This is a genomic window from Mycolicibacterium arenosum (assembly GCF_024320865.1).
Lineage (GTDB): Bacteria > Actinomycetota > Actinomycetes > Mycobacteriales > Mycobacteriaceae > Mycobacterium > Mycobacterium arenosum.
This window is the reverse complement of record NZ_JANDBD010000008.1, coordinates 39531-61026: the sequence shown is the minus strand read 5'-3', so window position 1 is coordinate 61026 and position 21496 is coordinate 39531. Positions and strand designations below refer to the sequence as shown.

Annotated in this window: 19 protein-coding genes; 11 read left to right on the top strand and 8 right to left on the bottom strand. The window is 68.2% G+C overall.

Annotated features, from left to right (window positions below):
- Positions 1–9 precede the first annotated feature (9 nt).
- Both gatB and NM203_RS19370 read left to right on the top strand, forming a co-directional pair.
- Positions 10–1512: an Asp-tRNA(Asn)/Glu-tRNA(Gln) amidotransferase subunit GatB gene (gene gatB, locus NM203_RS19375; RefSeq protein WP_255061849.1), complete on the top strand. Its 1503-nt coding sequence runs from the start codon at positions 10–12 to the stop codon at positions 1510–1512.
- Between the two features lie 11 nt (positions 1513–1523).
- Positions 1524–2900, top strand: coding sequence for a sensor histidine kinase (locus NM203_RS19370; RefSeq protein ID WP_255061848.1), 1377 nt, complete (start codon positions 1524–1526; stop codon positions 2898–2900).
- Here the strand turns inward: NM203_RS19370 and NM203_RS19365 are convergent.
- A complete protein-coding gene (locus NM203_RS19365; protein WP_255061847.1) occupies positions 2897–3976 on the bottom strand; it encodes a cytochrome c-type biogenesis protein in 1080 nt (359 codons plus the stop codon). The genes NM203_RS19370 and NM203_RS19365 overlap by 4 nt on opposite strands.
- A 14-nt stretch (positions 3977–3990) precedes the next feature.
- Entirely contained in the window at positions 3991–5103 is a 1113-nt protein-coding gene (locus NM203_RS19360) for a PQQ-dependent sugar dehydrogenase (protein WP_255061846.1), read from the bottom strand.
- A 195-nt stretch (positions 5104–5298) separates the two neighbouring features.
- Here NM203_RS19360 and NM203_RS19355 point away from each other — a divergent pair, with 195 nt between their 5' ends.
- On the top strand, positions 5299–6129 hold the full coding sequence (locus NM203_RS19355; protein WP_255061845.1) for a DoxX family protein: 831 nt from the start codon (positions 5299–5301) through the stop codon (positions 6127–6129).
- Here NM203_RS19355 and NM203_RS19350 read toward each other — a convergent pair.
- Positions 6126–6503: a PH domain-containing protein gene (locus tag NM203_RS19350; protein WP_255062268.1), complete on the bottom strand. Its 378-nt coding sequence runs from the start codon at positions 6501–6503 to the stop codon at positions 6126–6128. The two genes, NM203_RS19355 and NM203_RS19350, sit on opposite strands and share 4 nt — an antisense overlap.
- A 297-nt stretch (positions 6504–6800) precedes the next feature.
- On the opposite strand from NM203_RS19350, the gene NM203_RS19345 reads away from it, so the two are divergent.
- From NM203_RS19345 to ilvC, 3 genes are read left to right on the top strand one after another with little or no spacing between them, the layout of a single operon-like run.
- Positions 6801–8669 carry an acetolactate synthase large subunit gene (locus tag NM203_RS19345; protein ID WP_255061844.1) on the top strand — a complete coding sequence of 623 codons (1869 nt, stop codon included), beginning with the start codon at positions 6801–6803 and terminating at the stop codon, positions 8667–8669.
- On the top strand, positions 8666–9172 hold the full coding sequence (gene ilvN / locus NM203_RS19340; RefSeq protein ID WP_255061841.1) for an acetolactate synthase small subunit: 507 nt from the start codon (positions 8666–8668) through the stop codon (positions 9170–9172). Before NM203_RS19345 ends, ilvN begins: the two co-directional genes overlap by 4 nt.
- Positions 9173–9220: 48 nt before the next feature.
- Positions 9221–10222 (top strand): ketol-acid reductoisomerase, encoded by a 1002-nt coding sequence (gene ilvC, locus NM203_RS19335; protein ID WP_255062267.1) that lies wholly within the window; start codon positions 9221–9223, stop codon positions 10220–10222.
- 58 nt (positions 10223–10280) lie between these two features.
- On the opposite strand, the gene NM203_RS19330 is transcribed toward ilvC, so the two are convergent.
- A complete protein-coding gene (locus tag NM203_RS19330; protein ID WP_255061836.1) occupies positions 10281–11711 on the bottom strand; it encodes a phytoene desaturase family protein in 1431 nt (476 codons plus the stop codon).
- A 30-nt stretch (positions 11712–11741) separates the two neighbouring features.
- Here NM203_RS19330 and serA point away from each other — a divergent pair, with 30 nt between their 5' ends.
- The 3 genes from serA to NM203_RS19315 are packed head-to-tail and all read left to right on the top strand — an operon-like array spanning position 11742 to position 14946.
- Positions 11742–13328 (top strand): phosphoglycerate dehydrogenase, encoded by a 1587-nt coding sequence (serA, locus tag NM203_RS19325; protein WP_255061834.1) that lies wholly within the window; start codon positions 11742–11744, stop codon positions 13326–13328.
- Positions 13325–14335 (top strand): 3-isopropylmalate dehydrogenase, encoded by a 1011-nt coding sequence (locus tag NM203_RS19320; RefSeq protein WP_255061833.1) that lies wholly within the window; start codon positions 13325–13327, stop codon positions 14333–14335. The genes serA and NM203_RS19320 overlap by 4 nt, the downstream gene beginning before the upstream one ends.
- A 17-nt stretch (positions 14336–14352) precedes the next feature.
- On the top strand, positions 14353–14946 hold the full coding sequence (locus NM203_RS19315) for a hypothetical protein (RefSeq protein WP_255061825.1): 594 nt from the start codon (positions 14353–14355) through the stop codon (positions 14944–14946).
- On the opposite strand, the gene NM203_RS19310 is transcribed toward NM203_RS19315, so the two are convergent.
- From NM203_RS19310 to NM203_RS19295, 4 genes are all read right to left on the bottom strand, one after another.
- Positions 14921–15676 carry a DUF4333 domain-containing protein gene (locus NM203_RS19310; RefSeq protein WP_255061824.1) on the bottom strand — a complete coding sequence of 252 codons (756 nt, stop codon included), beginning with the start codon at positions 15674–15676 and terminating at the stop codon, positions 14921–14923. The two genes, NM203_RS19315 and NM203_RS19310, sit on opposite strands and share 26 nt — an antisense overlap.
- An 8-nt stretch (positions 15677–15684) precedes the next feature.
- On the bottom strand, positions 15685–15999 hold the full coding sequence (locus tag NM203_RS19305) for a DUF4333 domain-containing protein (RefSeq protein WP_255061823.1): 315 nt from the start codon (positions 15997–15999) through the stop codon (positions 15685–15687).
- Positions 16000–16302: 303 nt separating this feature from the next.
- Positions 16303–17760: an HNH endonuclease signature motif containing protein gene (locus NM203_RS19300; RefSeq protein WP_255061822.1), complete on the bottom strand. Its 1458-nt coding sequence runs from the start codon at positions 17758–17760 to the stop codon at positions 16303–16305.
- 153 nt (positions 17761–17913) lie between these two features.
- On the bottom strand, positions 17914–19107 hold the full coding sequence (locus tag NM203_RS19295) for an MFS transporter (protein ID WP_255061821.1): 1194 nt from the start codon (positions 19105–19107) through the stop codon (positions 17914–17916).
- A gap of 113 nt (positions 19108–19220) precedes the next feature.
- Here NM203_RS19295 and NM203_RS19290 point away from each other — a divergent pair, with 113 nt between their 5' ends.
- On the top strand, positions 19221–19997 hold the full coding sequence (locus NM203_RS19290) for a fumarylacetoacetate hydrolase family protein (RefSeq protein WP_255061819.1): 777 nt from the start codon (positions 19221–19223) through the stop codon (positions 19995–19997).
- On the top strand, positions 19997–21481 hold the full coding sequence (gene gltX / locus NM203_RS19285; protein ID WP_255061818.1) for a glutamate--tRNA ligase: 1485 nt from the start codon (positions 19997–19999) through the stop codon (positions 21479–21481). Before NM203_RS19290 ends, gltX begins: the two co-directional genes overlap by 1 nt.
- Positions 21482–21496: the final 15 nt, after the last annotated feature.

Here is a 21496-nt window from a genome sequence, read left to right as displayed (position 1 = left end):
ATCGTCCCCATGTCCGTCACGACCGCCGAACTGCTCGACTACGACGAGGTCATCGCGCGCTACGAGCCCGTCATGGGCATGGAAGTGCACGTCGAGCTGTCCACGGCAACCAAGATGTTCTGCGGCTGCGCCAACCGCTTCGGCGGCGAGCCGAACACCCAGGTCTGTCCCGTCTGCCTGGGCCTGCCGGGGTCGCTACCGGTGCTCAACCAGGCCGCGGTCGAGTCGGCGATCCGGATCGGTCTGGCGCTTAACTGCGATATCGCACCCTGGGGCCGGTTCGCCAGGAAGAACTACTTCTACCCCGACCAGCCGAAGAACTACCAGATCAGCCAGTACGACGAACCGATCGCCGTCGACGGTTACCTCGACGTGCCGCTCGACGACGGCACCACGTGGCGGGTGGAGATCGAGCGCGCCCACATGGAGGAGGACACCGGCAAGCTGACGCACCTCGGCAGCGACACCGGTCGCATCGAGGGCGCCACCACGTCGCTGCTCGACTACAACCGTGCGGGCGTACCGCTCATCGAGATCGTCACAAGGCCGATCGAGGGCACCGGCGAACGCGCGCCGGAGATCGCCCGAGCCTACGTCACCGCGCTGCGGGATCTGTTGCGGGCGTTGGGAGTCTCCGACGTCCGGATGGACCAGGGCTCCATGCGGTGCGACTCGAATCTGAGCCTCAAGCCGATTGGGGCCACCGAGTTCGGCACACGCACCGAGACGAAGAACGTCAACTCGCTCAGGAGCGTGGAAGTCGCGGTCCGCTACGAGATGCGGCGGCAGGCGGCGATTCTCGAGGCGGGCGGCCGAATCGTCCAGGAAACGCGGCACTTTCACGAGGACGGCCACACGACCGCCGGTCGTAGCAAGGAGACCGCCCAGGACTACCGGTACTTCCCGGAACCCGACCTCGAGCCGGTCGCGCCGAGCACCGAGGTGATCGAGCGGCTGCGGCAGACCATCCCCGAACTTCCGTGGCTGACGCGCAACCGGATTCAGGAGGAGTGGGGCATCTCCGACGAGGTGATGCGCGACCTGGTGAACAACGGTGCCATCGACCTCGTCGCGGCGACTGTCGGCCACGGCGCGCCGAGCGAGGCGGCCCGAGCGTGGTGGGGCAACTTCCTGGTGCAGAAGGCGAACGAGGCGGGGGTCGAACTCGACGCGCTCGCGATCACACCCGCGCAGGTCGCCTCGGTGATCGCGCTGGTCGACGAGGGCAAGCTGTCGAACAAACTCGCCCGCCAGGTGATCGAGGGCGTGCTGGCCGGTGAGGGCGAACCCGACCAGGTGATGACCGACCGCGGGCTCGCCGTCGTGCGCGACGACTCCGTGATCAAGGCGGCCGTCGACGAGGCGCTGGCGGCCAGTCCGGACATCGTCGAGAAGATCCGCGGCGGCAAGGTGGCTGCAGCCGGCGCGATCGTCGGCGCGGTGATGAAGGCGACGAAGGGTCAGGCCGACGCCGCGCTGGTCCGCGAGATGGTCATCGCGGCCTGTAGCTGACTGATCCTCCGATGAAGTCGCCCCAGGACATCGCGTACCGCCTGCTACGGCAGCCGCTGCGCCTGCTGTCGTTGCGGTCGATCGTCATCATCTCCCAGCTGGGCGTCATCATTCTCGTTCTGACACTGGGTGTGTGGGTGTGGGTCGGCGTGACCAACGACCAGTACGACCAGTTGGACCGCAGGCTCGACTCACTGTCGAGCCTCGGTGACGTCAACACCCTGCTGCGCAGTGCGCAGGACGGCGTCGGCCCCGAACCCACCGAGGGCGGGCTGGTGCGCACGGCACGCATCGGCAATACGACCGTGTCGATTCCGTCCGACATCGTCCTGCCCGAACTCGGCACGGGATACTCCGACGCCGAGATCAACGGCGTGGAGTACCGGGTCCGCACCATCAACACCGGAAGCGCGTTCGTCGCACTCGGCGCTCCACTCGCGGACACTCAGGCGCGCATCGACTCGCTGCACTGGCGGGTGTTCTGGATCTGCAGCAGCGTCATCCTCGGCACGCTCCTCGTCGGGTGGGTCATCGCCCTGGTCATGGTGAATCCGTTCCGGTTGTTGGCCAAACAGGCACGCGCCATCAACGCGCAGTCCAACCCGGACGAGGTCCAGGTGCGCGGGGTGTGGGAGGCCGTCGAGATATCCGAAGCCGTCGAGGGCATGCTCGGCCGCATCGGCGACGAACAGCAACGCACCCGTGCGGCACTGGAATCGGCGCGCGACTTCGCCGCGGTCGCCTCCCACGAACTGCGCACCCCGCTGACCGCGATGCGGACCAACCTCGAGGTCCTCGCCACCCTGGACATGACGGCCGAGCAGCGCAAGGAGGTCATCGCCGACGTCATGCGGACCGAGGGCAGGATCGAAGCGACGCTCGGGGCGCTCGAGCGACTCGCGCAGGGGGAGTTGACCACCGTCGACGACTTCGTGCCCGTCGACGTCGTCGAACTGCTCGACCGTGCCGCGCACGACGCCGTGCACAACTACCCCGACCTGGACGTCTCGATGGGGTCGTCGACGACCGTCCTGATGCTCGGGATGCCCGCCGGGCTGCGCCTGGTAGTCGACAACGCGATCGCCAACGCCGTGAAACACGGTGGTGCGACGCAGGTTCGGCTCAGCGTCGTGAGCTCGGCCGCCGGTGTCGAGATCGCGATCGACGACGACGGCTCGGGGGTGCCCGCCGAGGAGCGCGCCGCGGTGTTCGAGCGCTTCCACCGCGGAACGACGGCGTCGCGCTCGGGTTCGGGTCTCGGCCTCGCCCTGGTCGCCCAGCAGGCCGAGATCCACGGTGGCACAGCCGCGCTCGAGGTCAGCCCGCTGGGCGGCACCCGGCTCATGCTGCGGCTACCCGGTCCGGGGCCGGGGCCGGGACCGGGCTAGCGCACCGTCACACCCGCGGGCTCGTGTCTGCCGATGGTGCTCACCCCGACGACACACGCCAAAGCCGCGGTGAAACACGCCGCGACGTAACCGAAGTTGCCCGTCGGCGTGCCGGTGCTGGTGATCCCGTCGATCGCGCCGGCGAACTCGGGCAGCGCACTGATCCACAGGACGGCGAACACCGCGAGATACAGTGCGCCGTAGAACCGCACGTAAGTGCTCGGATACTCGGTACCGCCTTCGTGCCGGGTGCGCCGCCACTGCTGGAACAACACCGGGACGGAAACAACGGCGAACACCACGATTTCGATGCCGAGCACCAGGGCTTGAACGACGTCACGGCTCTCGAAGATCGAGACGGGCAGACTCAGCGCCACCATCGCCACCGGAACCAGCGCCCCGATCAGCACGGTGCGCCAGGTCACCGCCCAGGGCCCGAACCGCCGGCCGCGTGCCGCCGGTCCACCGACGAGTACGTAGCCGACGAACGCCAGCGCCGCGGGGCCCAGCATCGCGAAGAGCACGGTGCTGGTCAGCGGCACCGAGTTCATCATCGGGTGGTTGAGTTCGCTGTCGGTGTTCCACGCCCACCACTGTTGTTGCGGCCCAAGGTGATCGAACACCTCGTAGAAGCACGCGTTGACGAATCCCACGCACACCGCGCCGACGAGCGCGCCACGGCGTTCGAACACGCCCACGGATCGCACGATGTCGAATGCGAGCGTGATCGTCGCGGGGTACACCGCGACGATGTACAGCGGCAACCGGTCGTACGCGAGGTCGATCGTGAACACGTTGTGCGCGAACACGGTTCCCAGTTGCGGCGCCTCGATGATCAGCAGGTAGACGATCGATGCGATCCACAGCGTGAGCGTCGTCGGGTCACCGTCGCGGCGCAGTCGGCGAATCGCGAGCCACAGCGCCAGCACCGCACCGAGCACCATCAACGCTTCCACGACGGGCAGCGTCCAGTTGGCGAGCGCGAGGGGATTGCGCACGGTCACGAACGACCGGGCACCGTCGCAGGCGAAACCGAGTTCGCCGGACAGTCGGGCGAAGTCGGGCTGACAGGACACGACGGGTGCGTCGCCTACATCTTGTCGTCGTTGGCCCGCGGGAACCCACCGCTCGGGAACAGCGGGAACACGACGTCGTCGAGTTGGGCGGCGTCGCCGACGGTCTTGTTCACCGTCGCGCCCCACACGTTGCCGTCGGGGGAGAACTGCAGCGCCCACACGTGGCCGTGCTCGTCCTGCCGGAGCACCTCGGGATCGCCGGTGACCGCGCCGGTGTCCGGCGCCAGACGCACGGCCACGGTCTGCTTGGTGTTGACGAGGTTCACCAGGACGGTGCCCTCCTGCGCGGCGCAGCCCGCGATACCGGGTTTGTCGGGCCACGACCACACCGTCGACACCGTCGAGTCCTTGGTGATGCGCTGCAGGCGGTCACCCGTCGGGGTCCGATCGGTGACGTACAGCGATCCGTCGGCACCGTCGACGCACAGCCCGCCCGCCGAACCGATGCCGGACAGCGCCGTGGTCGGGGGTGCCTGGTTGACCGTCGTCGGCTGCTCGATCCGCAGCAGCTTGCCCGCCAGCGAGCCCGGGTCACCGGCCTGGGCGGGGTTGCCCGCGTCGCCGGTGAGCACCATGAGCGTCGTCGGGCTGGTGAACACCAGGGCGCCCATGTTCCCGGTCGGCCCCTTCGGAATGCCGGTCAGGATCGGCTTGGGCACGTCGCCGTCGGCGATGCGGATGACGCGGTTGTCGGTCGGCGTGCTGACGTAGGCGAACATCAGCCGGTCCTGGCTGTAGGTGGGCGACAGCACGATGTCCATCAGCCCGCCGTCACCGGCCGCGTCGACCGGGATGACGACCTTGACCTTGGGTTCCGCGCTCAGCGAGATCTCCTTCACCGCGCCGGTCTGGCGTTCGGCGACCAGGGCGGTCTTGCTGTCGGAGCCCATGATCAACCCGCTGGTGCTGTCGAGGCAGCCCTGCATGACGTTCGGCGCGGGGCACTCCTTCGGGAAGGGGCGGCCGGGCAGGGGTGGCGGCGGCTTGGGCTTGGAGCTGGGCTCCATCGCGATCTCGGGCGCTGTCGTGAACGGCTCGGACTGCGCTTCGTCGAAGCGCGCGCAGCCCGATCCGAGGAGTGCAACGCACAGCACCGCGGCTCCGAGCGTCGAGGGGCGCAGTCTCATGCAGGCCAGGTTACGGATCGATGGGTGGGGTCCGCCACGTACCGGGGAGTGTCACGGTGGGAAGGAGCGCAGCGACCGGGGAGTGTCACGGTGGGCAGGAGCATGGCGACCGGGGAGTGTCACGGTACGGATACGGGTCGAATGGGGCCGCGCCAATCCGCGATTCGCAGGTGAATAGCACTTACGCTGGCTTTCATGACCAGTACCTCTCACGACCCGCGCGCGTGGAAACGTCCTGAGGACGAGCTCGCCGCGCGGTCCTCGTCGGCGCACCTGGTCGACCCCGAGGACGACCTACCCTCGTCGACGTACGCGGGCGACTTCGAAACGACGGCGATCCCGCGCTACGACTCGACGTCCGGTGAGCACTCCGGTGGCTTCCCCCTGCTCGGCGATCCGGAGCCGCTGCCCTACGTGCAACCGGCCGGCCGGCATTCCGCATCCGCCGCCGAACCGACCGAGATCGAACCCGACGAGCTGGACGCGCGGTCGGGCGACGCGCGCCGCGGCACGCAGGACTTGGGGCTGATGCTGTTGCGCGTCGGGCTCGGCGCCCTGCTGATCGCCCACGGCCTGCACACCGCGTTCGGCTGGTGGGGCGGTTCGGGGCTCAGCGGCTTCCGGGAGTCGCTGGTCGACCTCGGCTTCCAGCACGCGACGATCCTGAGCTACGCCGGGATCGGAGTGCAGATCGGCGCGGGCGTGCTGCTGGTGCTCGGGCTGTTCACCCCGGTGGCCGCGGCAGCCGCCGTCGGATACCTGATCAACGCGCTGCTGGCCGCTGTCGCCGCGCAGCCGGATGCGGGCTACTTTCCGTTCTTCCTGCCCGACGGGCACGAGTACGAGGTCGTGCTGCTCGTGGTGGCGGTCGCGCTGGTTCTCAGCGGGCCCGGCCGCTACGGCTTCGACGCGGGCCGCGGGTGGGCGCGCCGGCCGTTCATCGGATCGATCGCCGCCCTGGTTCTCGGCATCGCCGCCGGTGTGGCCGTGTGGGTGTTCCTCAACGGCGCCAACCCGCTCGCCTAATCGCCGTCCGGTTGCGTTTCGGTGTCCGGCTTGACGGCATAGGGATTGGGCACGACGCCGGCCGTCACCGCCGTCAGCGTGGGCAGCGTCGCGAACGTCACGGCGGGCAACCGCACCTCGGCGCCGTCCTTGAGGACTGCCAGCGCCCACGAGCTGCGGTCGAACTTCAGGCCGTCGACGTCCTCCCAGGCGGCCGATGTACTGCCGATGAGCGTGCGCGCGGTGAAGCCGTCGCGGTCGGCGGTCGTGCGGTAACGGACGATCGCCACCGATGCCAGCACGGGCAGGACCAGCAGCGGAGCGAACCAGCCGGGGGCGGCGAACACCACCGCGAGCAGGCCGAGGAACAGGAACCCGGCTGCGAAATGCGCCATTGGGGAGATCTTGATGACGACGGGTCTCAGGGGCTCAGTCGCGGGCGTGCTCACTCGGCCATCTTCGCATCGCCTAACGGAATTTGACCTTTGACCTGTGCTGAGGCTACCGTCGACAGCTATGCAGACCGCTCGAATTCTCGTAGTACTCGGTTGGCGCGTTGGTGCGTAACCAGGCCTGAGCCTACGAGCATCGACGCGCAACCCTCGTGCAGCAGACGCTGACGGGGGTTTTTTGTTGCCTTGGATCACCACTACATCGAGACCGACCGAACGAACACAGACAGGACAGAGATCGTGAGCGCACCCACCACGCGACCACCCCAGCCGGCGCAGCGTGCCAACGGAACGTCCGCAGGCGCCGCTAGCGCGAAGGCGCCGAGCGTGCAGCCCAGAACCGTTGCGCCGCATCAGCTCACCGGCGCACAGGCGGTCATCCGCGCGCTCGAGGAACTCGACGTCGACGTGATCTTCGGCATCCCCGGCGGTGCCGTGCTGCCCGTCTACGATCCGCTGTTCGATTCGGTGAAGCTGCGCCACGTGCTCGTCAGGCACGAGCAGGGCGCCGGGCACGCCGCCAGTGGGTACGCCCACGCGACCGGCAAGGTCGGCGTGATGATGGCGACGTCGGGCCCCGGCGCCACCAACCTGGTGACGCCGCTCGCCGACGCCCAGATGGACTCCATCCCCGTCGTCGCCATCACCGGCCAGGTCGGTCGCGCCCTCATCGGCACCGATGCCTTCCAGGAGGCCGACATCTCCGGCATCACGATGCCGATCACCAAGCACAACTTCCTGGTTCGCAACGGTGACGAGATCGCCCAGGTGATGGCCGAGGCGTTCCACATCGCGCGCAGCGGGCGACCGGGTGCCGTGCTCGTCGACATCCCGAAGGACGTCCTGCAGGCCCAGTGCACCTTCAGCTGGCCGCCGCAGATCGACCTGCCCGGCTACAAGCCGAACACCAAGCCGCACAGCAGGCAGGTGCGGGAGGCGGCCAAACTCATTGCCGCGGCGCGCAAGCCGGTGCTCTACGTCGGCGGCGGCATCATCCGCGGTGAGGCCAGCGCCGAGTTGCTCGACCTCGCCGAGCTGACGGGCATCCCCGTCGTCACCACGCTGATGGCCCGCGGCGCCTTCCCGGACAGCCACCCGCAGAACCTCGGCATGCCCGGCATGCACGGCACCGTCGCCGCGGTGGCCGCACTGCAGAAGAGCGACCTGCTGATCGCACTCGGCACCCGCTTCGACGACCGCGTGACGGGCCAGCTGTCGTCGTTCGCCCCCGAGGCCAAGGTGATTCACGCCGACATCGACCCCGCGGAGATCGGCAAGAACCGCAACGCCGACGTGCCGATCGTGGGTGACGTGAAGAACGTCATCACCGATCTGCTGGAGGCGCTGCGCAAGGACGGCACCACCGCCGCGAACCTGGATCTGGACGAGTGGTGGAAGTACCTCAGCAACGTGAGGGAGACCTACCCGCTGAGTTACGGCCCGCAGAGCGACGGCAGCCTGAGCCCGGAGTTCGTCATCGAGAAGCTGGGCCAGATCGCCGGTCCGGACGCGGTGTACGTGGCCGGCGTCGGGCAGCACCAGATGTGGGCGGCGCAGTTCATCAAGTACGAGAACCCCAAGACGTGGCTGAACTCCGGCGGCCTGGGCACCATGGGATACGCGGTCCCCGCCGCGATGGGGGCGAAGTTCGGCAGGCCCGAGGCCGAGGTGTGGGCGATCGACGGTGACGGCTGCTTCCAGATGACCAACCAGGAACTCGCCACCTGTGCGGTCGAGGGTGCGCCGATCAAGGTCGCGCTGATCAACAACGGCAACCTGGGGATGGTTCGGCAGTGGCAGACGCTCTTCTACGGGGAGCGCTACAGCCAGACGGACCTGTCCACCCACAGTCACCGCATCCCCGATTTCCTGAAGTTGGCCGAGGCGCTCGGCTGCGTCGGATTGCGTTGTGAGCGTGCAGAAGACGTCGAGGACGTCATCAATCAGGCGCGCGCGATCAACGACCGTCCGGTGGTGATCGACTTCATCGTGGGCGCGGACGCGCAGGTGTGGCCGATGGTGGCGGCAGGCATGAGCAACGACGAGATCCAGGCGGCCCGCGGAATCCGGCCGCTGTTCGACGACCAGGGCAACGAGGGACACGCATGACCACCACGACTCACACCCTGTCGGTGCTCGTCGAGGACAAGCCCGGTGTCCTGGCCCGCGTGGCGTCCCTGTTCTCGCGGCGCGGCTTCAACATCCAGTCGCTGGCCGTCGGCGCCACCGAGCAGAAGCACCTCTCCCGCATGACGATCGTCGTCGCCGTCGAGGACTTCCCGCTCGAGCAGATCACCAAGCAGCTCAACAAGCTGATCAACGTCATCAAGATCGTCGAGCAGGACGAGGACAACTCGGTCTCCCGTGAGCTCGCGCTGATCAAGGTGCGGGCCGACGCGGCGACGCGCGGCCAGATCATCGAAGCCGTCAACCTGTTCCGCGCCAAGGTCGTTGACGTGTCGGCGGAGTCGCTGGTCGTGGAGGCCACCGGTACGCCCGGCAAGCTGACGGCACTGTTGAATCTGTTGGAGCCGTACGGCATTCGCGAGATCGCCCAGTCCGGCATGGTGACGCTGGCCCGCGGTCCCCGCGGCATCGTCAGCTCGAAGTGACCCTGCAGACCCAGAAGAGAGAGAAGGAAGAAGCAAGTGGCAGTTGAGATGTACTACGACGACGATGCAGACCTGTCGATCATCCAGGGCCGCAAGGTCGGCGTCATCGGGTACGGCAGCCAGGGACACGCGCACTCGCTGAGCCTGCGCGACTCCGGCGTCGAGGTGAAGGTCGGTCTGCGCGAGGGCTCGAAGAGCCGCGACAAGGTCGAGGAGCAGGGCCTGGGCGTCGACACCCCGGCCGAGGTCGCCAAGTGGGCCGACGTCATCATGCTGCTGGCGCCCGACACCGCGCAGGCGGAGATCTTCAAGAACGAGATCGAGCCCCACCTGGAGGACGGCAACGCGCTGTTCTTCGGCCACGGCCTGAACATCCACTTCGGCCTGATCAAGCCGCCCGCCAACGTCACCATCGGCATGGTCGCTCCGAAGGGCCCCGGCCACCTGGTGCGTCGTCAGTTCGTCGACGGCAAGGGCGTGCCGTGCCTGATCGCGGTCGACCAGGACCCCAAGGGTGAGGGCGAGGCGCTCGCGCTGTCGTACGCCAAGGGCATCGGCGGCACCCGCGCGGGCGTCATCAAGACCGACTTCAAGGAGGAGACCGAGACCGATCTCTTCGGTGAGCAGGCCGTGCTGTGCGGCGGCACCGAGGAACTGGTCAAGGCCGGCTTCGACATCATGGTCGAGGCGGGATACGCCCCCGAGATGGCCTACTTCGAGGTGTTGCACGAGCTCAAGCTGATCGTCGACCTGATGTACGAGGGTGGCATCGCCCGGATGAACTACTCGGTGTCCGACACCGCTGAGTTCGGCGGCTACATCTCCGGTCCCCGCGTCATCGACGAGGGCACCAAGGAGCGGATGCGCGGCATCCTCAAGGACATTCAGGACGGCACCTTCGTCAAGCGTCTCGTCGCCAACGTCGAGGGCGGCAACAAGGAGCTCGAGGGCCTGCGCAAGCAGAACGCCGAGCACCCCATCGAGGTCACCGGCAAGAAGCTGCGCGACCTGATGAGCTGGGTCGACCGCCCGATCACCGAGACCGCGTAGCACTAGAGTTCGGCGTGCTCGGTTGCGATCAGCGCAACCGAGCACGCCGAATTCGCGTCTAGGGGGCGAGGTTCGGCAACGTCTTGATGCCGAACTCCCGTTTGAGCACCGTGCGCGCGGCGTAGAAGCCGGCCATGCCGTGCACGCCGCCACCGGGCGGGGTGGCCGACGAGCACAGGTACGCCTTGGGGATCGGCGTGGTCCACGGGTTGAGGCGCAGTGCGGGCCCCGTGAGAGCGCTGAACATGTTGTTGCCGCCCACGCCGATGTCGCCGCCGACCAGGTTGGCGTTGTGGTCGGCGAGTCGCGAGGCGGGCACGCTGCGCACCGCCACCACGACGTCGCGGAAACCGGGGGCGAAACGCTCGAACACCTCGGTGACGGCCTCGGCCATGTCGACGGTCGATCCGGAGGGGACGTGCGCGTAGGTCCACAGCGGGCGACGGCCGGCGTCGTCGATGCGGCCGGGATCGGCGATGTGGGGGAGCGCGGCCAGCACCATCGGCCACTGGGCGTGCCTGCCCGCCGCGATCTCGGCCTCCGCCAGAGCCATCTGCGCGCGCGTGCCACCGAGGTGCAGAGTCGGGGCCTGCGCGAGACGTGAGTCACGCCAGGGGATCTCGCCTGACAGCACGAAATCGACCTTGGCGACGCCGGGGCCGAACCGGTAGTCGCGCAGCGTCTTCGCGTACCTCGCCGGCACCGCGTCGCCGTAGATGCGCAGCAGCGCGGGCGGCGCGACGTCGTAGAGCACGACGCCCTCGGGTGGGCGGGTGACCTCCTCGCCGACGACGAGTTCGCCGCCGTGGGCTCGCAGATCGGCGATCAGGGCGTCGGGGATCGCCTGCGAGCCGCCGACCGGGATCGGCCATCCCACCGCATGGCCGAGCGTCGCCAGCATCAGTCCGGCGCCCGATGCGACCAGCGACGGCATGCGTGAGATCGTATGTGCGGCAACGCCGGTGAACAGTGCGCGGGCGTCGTCTCCGGAGAGCGAACGCCACAGCGGCGTGCCCTGCTCCAGCAGGCGGGGCGCGACCCGCAGCGCCGCGGGGATCGACGGCGGTATCGAGCGCTTGTCGCCGAGCAGCAGCCCGACGACGCCGTCGACGTCTGCGGCCAGCGGCCCCAGCAGGCGACGCCACGAGGCGCCGTCGTCGAGTTCGGCGCAGGTGCGCTCGATGTCGACGTAACCGATCGCGGCCGGTCGGTCCTCGAGGGGATTGCCGTACGCGATCTCCGGTACGGCCAGCTGCACCCCGCGGGCCCGCAGGTCGAACGCGGCGAAGAACGGCGACGCCAGGGCCAGTGGGTGCACCGCCGAGCAGATGTCGTGGCCGACGCCGGGAAACTCGGGGTCGGGCAGGGTGCGCGCACCGCCGCCCGGCGTCGACTGGGCCTCCACAACCCGCACGGACAACCCTGCCCTGGCCAGGATCACAGCGGCGCTCAGGCCGTTGGGTCCGCTACCGACGACGGTGACGTTCACGTCGCTATTACAGCCCATTAGGCTGACCGCGTGAGCCTGCCCGTTGTTTTGATCGCCGACAAACTCGCCGAATCGACCGTCGCCGCCCTGGGAGACCAGGTCGACGTCCGATGGGTGGACGGCCCTGATCGTGAGAAGCTGCTGGCCGCGGTGCCGGAAGCGGACGCCCTGCTGGTGCGATCGGCGACGACCGTCGACGCCGAGGTGCTCGCCGCGGCGACCAAGCTGAAGATCGTCGCCCGCGCCGGCGTGGGCCTGGACAACGTCGACGTCGACGCCGCCACCGCCAGGGGCGTCCTGGTGGTCAACGCCCCGACGTCGAACATCCACAGCGCCGCCGAGCACGCCATCGCCCTCCTGCTGGCCGCGGCGCGGCAGATTCCGGCCGCCGACGCCACGCTGCGCGAGCACACTTGGAAGCGGTCGTCGTTCAACGGCACCGAGATCTTCGGCAAGATCGTCGGCGTCGTGGGCCTGGGCCGGATCGGCCAGCTGGTGGCACAGCGGCTGGCCGCGTTCGGCACCCACATCGTGGCGTACGACCCCTACGTGTCGCAGGCGCGCGCCGCGCAGTTGGGTATCGAGCTGCTGACGCTCGACGAGCTGCTGACCGTCGCCGACTTCATCTCGGTCCACCTGCCAAAGACGAAGGAGACGGCGGGCCTGATCGGCACCGAAGCGCTCGCGAAGACGAAGCCGGGCGTCATCATCGTCAACGCCGCGCGCGGCGGCCTGATCGACGAGCACGCGTTGGCCGACGCGATCCGCAGCGGGCACGTGGGCGGCGCGGGCCTCGACGTCTTCTCCACCGAACCGTGCACCGACAGCCCGCTGTTCGAACTGCCCCAGGTCGTGGTGACGCCGCACCTCGGAGCGTCGACCGCCGAGGCGCAGGACCGGGCGGGCACCGATGTCGCCGCCAGCGTGCGGCTGGCGCTGGCGGGCGAGTTCGTCCCCGACGCCGTCAACGTCGGCGGCGGCGTCGTGGGCGAGGAGGTCGCGCCGTGGCTCGACCTGGTGCGCAAGCTCGGCCTGCTGGTCGGGGCGCTCTCGACTGAGCTGCCGACCAATCTGTGCGTCCAGGTGCGCGGCGAGCTGGCCTCCGAAGAGGTTGACATACTGCGGCTTTCGGCTCTTCGCGGACTGTTCTCCGCGGTCATCGAAGACCAGGTGACGTTCGTCAACGCTCCCTCGCTCGCCGCTGAACGCGGTGTCGAGGCCAGCATCGCCACCGAAACGGAGAGCCCCAACCACCGCAGCGTGGTCGACGTGCGCGCCGTCGCCGCCGACGGCTCGACCGTGAACGTCGCGGGCACGCTGTCCGGCCCGCAGCAGGTGCAGAAGGTCGTGCAGGTCAACGGCCGCAACCTCGACCTGCGCGCCGAGGGCGTCAACCTGATCATCAACTACGGCGACCAGCCGGGCGCGCTCGGCAAGATCGGCACGCTGCTGGGCACGGCGGGCGTCAACATCCTGGCGGCGCAGCTCTCGCAGGACGCCGATGGCGAGGGCGCCACGATCATGCTGCGACTGGACCAACCGGTGGGCGCCGACGTCCTGGACACCATCGGCACCGATGTGGGCGCTGTGACACTGGAATTGGTGGATCTGGCATGAGACTGGCTGTCATCGCCGGCGACGGCATCGGGCCCGAGGTCATCGATCAGGCGCTGAAGATCCTCGACGTCGTGCTGCCGGGGGTCGAGCGCACCGAGTACGACCTGGGCGCCCGCCGCTACCACGCGACGGGGGAGACCCTGCCCGACGGCATCGTCGACGAACTGCGGGGCTACGACGCGATCCTGTTGGGCGCCATCGGCGATCCATCGGTGCCCAGCGGTGTGCTCGAGCGCGGCCTGCTGCTGAATCTGCGGTTCGCGCTCGACCACCACGTGAACCTGCGGCCGTCGAAGTTGTACCCCGGCGTCGACAGTCCGCTGGCCGGTAACCCGGCGATCGACTTCGTCGTCGTGCGCGAGGGCACCGAGGGGCCGTACACCGGCACCGGCGGCGCCATTCGCGCGGGCACGCCGCACGAGGTCGCCACCGAGGTGAGCCTCAACACTGCATTCGGGGTGGAGCGCGTGGTCCGCGACGCGTTCACCCGTGCCTCGCAGCGGCGCAACCACCTGACCCTGGTGCACAAGACGAACGTGCTGAGTTTCGCCGGGAAGCTGTGGGCCCGCGTGGTCGAGGCCGTCGGCGCGGAGTTCCCGGACGTCGAGGTGGCCTACCAGCACATCGACGCCGCGACCATCCACATGGTCACCGACCCCGGACGTTTCGACGTGATCGTCACCGACAACCTGTTCGGCGACATCATCACCGATCTCGCGGCAGCGGTGTCGGGTGGAATCGGGTTGGCGGCCAGCGGCAACATCGACGCCACGCGTACGAATCCCTCGATGTTCGAACCCGTGCACGGCAGCGCACCCGACATCGCGGGCCGGGGGATCGCCGATCCGACGGCCGCCGTCATGTCGGTGGCACTGCTGCTGGCGCACGTCGGTGAGCACGACGCCGCCGCGCGCGTCGACAGGGCGGTCGCCGAGCATCTGGCCACCCGCGGCGACGCGACGCTGTCCACCGCCGAGGTCGGTGATCGGATCTCGGCCCTGCTGTAGTGGCCGGGCCGTGGCGGATGCGCCTTCGCGATGCCGTCACCGTCACCCATCAGTGTTGGCTTTTCGCCATCGGTTCGACGTTCTTCGCAGTCGCGACGGCGCCGGGAGCCGTCGAGAGTGCCGGCACGGCGAATCTGCTGTGCTTCATCGGTTCCTGGTTCTTCACCAGCGCCGCGTGGATTCAGCTGGTGCGCTCCGGCCCGGAGGGCACCGTTCAATGGTTCTCGGCGGCGACGCAATTCGCGGGTACGGTGCTGTTCAACGTCAGCACCGGTGCCGCCGTTACGGCACATGCAGTGCTGACCGAGCGGCGCCTGGTCTGGACACCCGACGCGGTCGGCTCACTGGCGTTCCTGGTCAGCGGCGTCCTCGCCATCGCCGCGGTCAAGCGCTGGCCGCCGAACTCCGTTGACTGGTGGGCGAATTGGGTCAACATGATCGGCTGCGTGGCGTTCGGCGTCAGCGCGTTGGCCGCCTTCGTGCGTATGTCAGGTGCAGTCGTCGACGAATCCGTCGCCGACGTCGGCACATTCGTCGGTGCGCTGTGCTTCCTGGTGGCGGCGGTGCTGGCGCTGCCGCGGAGGCCTAGGACGGCTCGTCGTCGACCTTGATGTCGAAGTTGACGTTGGTGCCGTTGACCTTGGTGACGGTCACCGTCACGCCGTAGGTGTCACCGCTGTCGATGAGTGCACACCGCATCTCGGTGCCGACCACACCCTCGAGCGGTCCAGGACACGTGACGGTTTCGGGAGCGACACCGATCCGCTGCGCGAGCTGGTCGGAGACCTGTTGCGCTACAGCTTCGGCGGGAACGACCGGGATCCCATCGACACCGACCTCGAAGTCGATGCCGTCGATCTCGGTGATGGTCACGTTCACGGGATAGGACACACCGGCATCGACGTACTCACATCGAGTGGTCACGCCCTTCTTGCGGTCGACGTCTTCGACGCAGCTGACGGACTCCGGCGTGAACTCGGCGTCCTCCTCTATCCGGGCCGAGACCTTCTCGGCGATCTGCTGTTCGTCGATCGTCTTCGGAAGCTCCGGTTCGATGTCGAACAGAACCTGGCTGCCGTCGACCTCTGTCACCGTCGCGGTGACCGAGTAGGTCTCGCCGTCCTCGGTGAACTCGCAGGTGGCCTTCTGGCCGACTTCGCCCTTCAGATCCCCTGGGCACGTTACCGACTCGGGCGCGCGATCCCACTGACCGGCGAGCTGCTTCGAGATCTCGTCGGACAGGCTCTGTTTGTCGACGGTGGTGCCACCGATCGAGAACGAACACCCCGCCGCCACGACTGCCGCGAAGCTGATCAGCGCCAGGCTGATTCGTCGATTCATTCGTCCCCCTAGGACGGCTCGTCGTCGACCTTGATGTCGAACTTGACGTTTGTGCCGTCGACCTTGGTGACCGTCGCGGTGACCCCGTAGGTGTCGCCGCCGTCCTGAAGGTCGCAGCGCAGCGTCGCGCCGACTTCACCCTTGAGGTCCGACGGGCAGGTGACGGATTCGGGCGCGCGGCCGACCTCCTGCTTCAACTGGTTGGAGATCTCCGTGGCGACGTCGTCTTTGGCGACAGTGACGCCGCCGGTGGAGAACGAGCACCCCGCTGCGGTGGCGACCGCCGCGAAGCCCAGCAACATCGACCCGATGAGTCGCCGCATAGTCCTTACCTCCGTGTGCTCGGGCGTGCGAGAGAACTCTAAGGTGTCGCCGCCCGCGGAGCGACCACATCGGGGCGGAATTCATCGAGAGTGTCGGCTGGAGGGATGTGGTGCTCGAGCGACGGACTGGGCGAACGTAGCGTGGTGGCGTAGCCGGTCACCGCTTGTTCGAATTGCCCGACGGTACGGATGCCGGCGCGAACCCCGCAGCCCACCGGTTGGGCGCCCGTCGAAACCTTCCGGCCTTAACTGTGATCTTCTCGGATTGAGCGAAACGCGGGTGTGAGTAGACGCCAGCACGGTCTACGGAGGGTCGTCGTCTTCTTCGGGTGTCAGGAGGCGTTCGGGGTGGTGCAGTTCGTTGAGGTGCGCTCTGCCGGTGACCGGGTCGATCCACTCGAAACGTCCATCGGGCCTTTTGCGCGTGACCCAGCCGGTGTCCTCGATCATCTGATTGCCCAGCGTGCAGGCCAGGGTCAGGTCGTCGATGTTGGTCTGGCCGTCGTTTTTCCAGTCCGCGACACCGTGGTGGGCCTGGGCTCGATAGAAGTCGACGGTGCAGCCAGGGCAGGTGCAGCCGCGCTCGCGGCCGAACAGCATCAACTTCTGCGCTCCGGTCGCACAGCGTTGCGTGCGGCCGAGGTAAAGCGCTTGGCCGGTGTGATCGTCGAACACCGCGAGGTAGTGGTAGGCGTTGGCCGCCTGGGCGATCAGGTCCCGCATGGGCAGGCGTGATCCGCCGCCGGTGACGGCGTAGCCGGCGCCGCGCAGCAGTTCCTGCAACGTGGTGGTCACCACGACGGTGGTCGGCAATCCGTTGAGCCGGCCGAGGGTGCCCGAGCGCAGCAGCAGATCGAACGCGGCTCCGACGGCGTCGTGGAGATGTTGCGATTTGGTGCGCCACTGGTGGTCGAGGACGGGTTCGGGTCGTGGCAGCGGGGGATCGTCGGGATGCGCTGAGAACGGATTGTCCTCGGCGGCAACTTCATCGGTGGACGCGGTCGCCGGCGCGGACTCCTGGTCGACGAGTGTTCGGTCCTCGACGGTCTCGTCGTCGGGCGTGCTGTGGCGGTTGCGTTCGGCGAACTTGGCGGCGACCGGTTCGATCAGCGCCCGAAGCTTCGGCGAAATCCACCCCGACAGGTAGCTGGTGCCGTCGGGTTGCTGGTTACCGAGAGTGAGCCCGACCTTGCGGGCCACCTCTTCAACGGGCGCCTCCCCGTCCGGGTGCAATAGCGCCAGCAGGTGTATCGCAGCGGTCGTCAACCCGCTCGGATCCAGCCGGGTTGCGACTTCGGCCAGTGTCTGTTCGGCCTGGGCACGGGTGAGCGGATCGACCCGCGACGGCAGGGCGGTGAAGAACTTGCGGATCACCTCGACGTGTTCGTCGCCGATCGTCCCACGGGACAGTGCAGCGGCGGTGTGCTCCCATTCGGGTGCCAACACCTCACCCTGCATCGTGCGCGATCCGATCAGGGCGCGGGCACGAGCGATCCGTGTGACCGCCTGTCCCTTGCTCATCCGGGTTCGCAGTTTCAGTAACTGCCACAGCGAGGTGGCCCCCAGCGCGCGGGCGTCGGCCTCGCGATCCAGTCGGGCCACGATCGCGTACCCGGCCATCGGAACCCGACGCGATCCGGTCTCGATCGCGGCGAACGCGGCGACGAGATCGTGGTGCGACGGCGTGTCGACGTCGGCGGCCAGCAGCGCGTCCACACCCGTGTTGTAGGCGGCGACCGCGTCGGCCAACGGCAATCCCATGACTCGAACATACGTGCTACCACCGACAGGAAATCACGCAATGTGAATACTGAAACTCAAGTGGCAGAAGAGTTTTAACGAATCCGCGAGTGTGCACTTCTTGCACGCGACACGCCGACAAACACGTACAAAGACGCACGCTCGCAGATGCCGCTACGCGTTCTCCATCGGATCGGCGTGCACCGGCACCAGGGGAAGCGCGATCAGCGGCATGATCGCGCAGATCGCGAACGCCACCGGGTAGCCGGCGGTCGCGATCAGCGCACCGAACATCGGCGGCACGATTCCGGCGGTGAACAACTGGCTGGTGTTCTGGGTGCCCAGGGCGCGCCCGCTCCAGAACGGGCCCGCGATCTCGGCGATCGCGGTGAACGCCAATCCGTTATCCGTCACGGTGACAACGGAAGCCACCACGATCAATGCGATGCTCAGCGGCGAGCCGAACGCGTCGGTGATCGCGAGCAGAGCCATCGACAGCGCTGCCGCTACCGCGATCGTGCGGACCGGACGCAGCCGCGAGCCGACCCGGTCGGACCACCGGCCCGCCGCGATCCGGCCTGCGGCACCCAGCACCTGCGCACCGGTGACCAGGGCACCGGCCGACGCCGCCGACCACCCACGGTCGGTCATCAGCCAGACCAGCGTGAACGTCCAGACCACGCACTGCGGAACGACCAGCAGTACCGACACCGCGTGGATTCGCCACAGGGTCGAGTCGCCGCGGTAGGGGTTGGCCAGGTCCTCGGCCGGCGCTTCCGTCCGCGGCGGCCTCGGCGGGTCCTGCACCCCGAGAACGCTGAGCACCGCGGCGACCGCGCACACCACGGCGGGGAACAGCAGTGCCGCGGACACCCCGCCGTGCTCGGCCAAGCGCGGAATCACCAACGCCCCCAGGCCGACTCCCAGCGGTTGCGCGGTCTGCCTGATCCCCATCGTCAGGCCCCGCTGATGCGGTGGGAACCACCCGACGACCAGTCGACCGCTGGCCGAGTTACTGCTCGCGGCGGCCATCCCGCCCAGGAACAGGAACACGCCGACGCTGAACAGCGAGTCGACCGAGGCGGCGGCGAACGCCGCCGCGGCGGTGAGCGCCGACCCGATCGTCAGCACGAAGCGCTCGCCGAAGCGATCGACCACCCATCCCCACGCGATGAGTGTGACCACCATGCCGAAGCTGGGAAGCGACGACATCAGGCCGGCCTCGGCCAGATCGAGACCGAGGTCGGAGTGCAGAGTCGGGATCAGGAATGCGACTCCGTTGATGAAGACGTTGGCGCACAAGGTCGACGTCAGGGCGATCACCAACATCGACCAGCGCCGCGCGGTGCCGATGGACTGCGTGCTCATGCCGCCATCGTCCCACGCGCATCCCATGATGTTGAACCAGAATCTCAATATATAGGAAACGATTCCATCGGACCCGGTGCGTTCGCCCGCGGCGCGCCAACTAGGGTGATGGCATGCGTTTAGGTCGTATCGCCAGCCCAGATGGTGTCGCGTTCGTGTCCGTGGAAGGCGAGGGGGACGCGGCCATCGTCCGCGAGATCTCCGAGCACCCCTTCGGGACGCCGGAGTTCACCGGCCGATCGTGGCCGCTCGCCGATGTGCGGCTGCTGGCCCCCATCCTCGCCAGCAAGGTCATCTGCATGGGCAAGAACTACGCCGCCCACGCCGAGGAGATGGGCGGAGTCGCACCCGAGGATCCGGTGATCTTCCTCAAGCCCAACACCGCGATCATCGGACCCAACGTCGCGATCCAACTGCCCGCCGACGCGCACCCGGTGCACCACGAGGGCGAGCTGGCCATCGTGATCGGCAGGCCGTGCAAGGACGTGCCCGCCTCGCGCGCGGCCGAGAACATCCTGGGCTACACGATCGCCAACGACGTCTCGGCCCGCGATCAGCAGAAGAAGGACGGGCAGTGGATGCGCGCCAAGGGGCACGACACCTTCTGTCCGGTCGGCCCGTGGATCGACACGACGGTGGACCCCTCCGATCTCGAGTTGCGCACCGAGGTGAACGGGCAGGTGCGCCAACTGAGCCGAACCTCGTTGATGATCCACGACATCGGTGCCATCGTGGAGTGGGCCTCGGCGGTCATGACGCTGCTGCCGGGTGACCTCATCCTGACGGGGACGCCGGAGGGCGTCGGTCCGATCGAGGACGGCGATACGGTCAGCATCACCGTCGAGGGTATTGGCACGTTGACCAATCCCGTTGTGCGCAAGGGGAAGTGATGACCACAGAGACGTTCGGCGAGGATCCCGTCCGAGTCAGGTTCTGCCCGTCGCCCACCGGCACGCCGCACGTCGGACTGGTTCGCACCGCGCTGTTCAACTGGGCGTACGCCCGACACACCGGCGGTACGTTCGTCTTCCGTATCGAGGACACCGACGCCGCACGCGACAGTGCGGAGAGCTACGCGGCCATTCTCGACGCGCTGCGCTGGCTCGGCCTGGACTGGGACGAGGGCCCCGAGGTAGGAGGTCCGCACGCTCCCTACCGGCAGTCCGAGCGCGGTGAGATCTACCGCGACGTCATCGCGCGCCTCCTCGACGCCGGCGAGGTGTACGCGGCCTACTCCACTCCGGAGGAGGTCGAAGCGCGCCATGTCGCGGCGGGCCGCAACCCGAAACTCGGCTACGACAACTACGACCGCGACCTCACGGACGAGCAGCGCAACCTCTTCGTCGCCGAGGGGCGCAGGCCGGTGTTGCGGCTGCGGATGCCCGACGAGGACCTCAGCTGGAACGACCTGGTGCGCGGGCCGGTCAGCTTTCCGGCGGGCAGCGTGCCCGACTTCGCGATCACGCGAGCGAGCGGAGATCCGTTGTACACGTTGGTCAATCCCGTCGACGACGCCATGATGCGGATCACCCATGTGCTACGCGGTGAGGACATCATGCCCTCGACGCCGCGCCAGATCGCGCTGTACCGGGCGCTCATGCGCATCGGGGTGGCGCAGCGCGTACCGGAATTCGCCCACCTGCCCAGCGTTCTCGGCGACGGGAACAAGAAGCTGTCCAAGCGCGACCCGCAGTCCAACCTGTTCCTGCACCGGGATCGCGGGTTCATCCCCGAGGGGCTGCTGAACTACCTGGCGCTACTCGGGTGGGGGATCGCCGACGACCACGACGTGTTCAGCCTCACGGAGATGGTGGCGGCCTTCGACGTCCGCAACGTGAACTCCAATCCCGCGCGGTTCGACCAGAAGAAGGCCGACGCGATCAACGCCGAGCACATCCGGCTGCTCTCGGAGCGGGAGTTCACGGCCCGACTCCGCGGTTATCTCGACGCGCACGGGCACGACACCGGCTTGGACGACGCCGGCTTCGCGGAGGCGGCGAGGCTGGTGCAGACCCGCATCGTCGTTCTCGGCGACGCCTGGGATCTACTCAAGTTCCTTAACGACGACGCCTTCGTGCTCGACGAGAAGTCCGCGGCCAAGGAGTTGCGCGCCGAGGCGGTGCCGGTGCTCGACGCGACGGTGGCTGCGCTCGAGGCCGTGCAGAACTGGACCACCGCGGACATCGAGGCGGCGTTGAAGACGTCGCTCATCGAGGGGCTGGAGCTCAAGCCGCGCAAGGCGTTCGGCCCCATCCGGGTGGCGGCCACGGGCGCGTCGATCAGCCCGCCGCTGTTCGAGTCGCTGCAACTGCTCGGCCGGGAACGCAGTCTGGCCCGGTTGCGGGCCGGGCGCAGCCACGCGGCCCAGCGGTGACCCCTCTGACCGGAT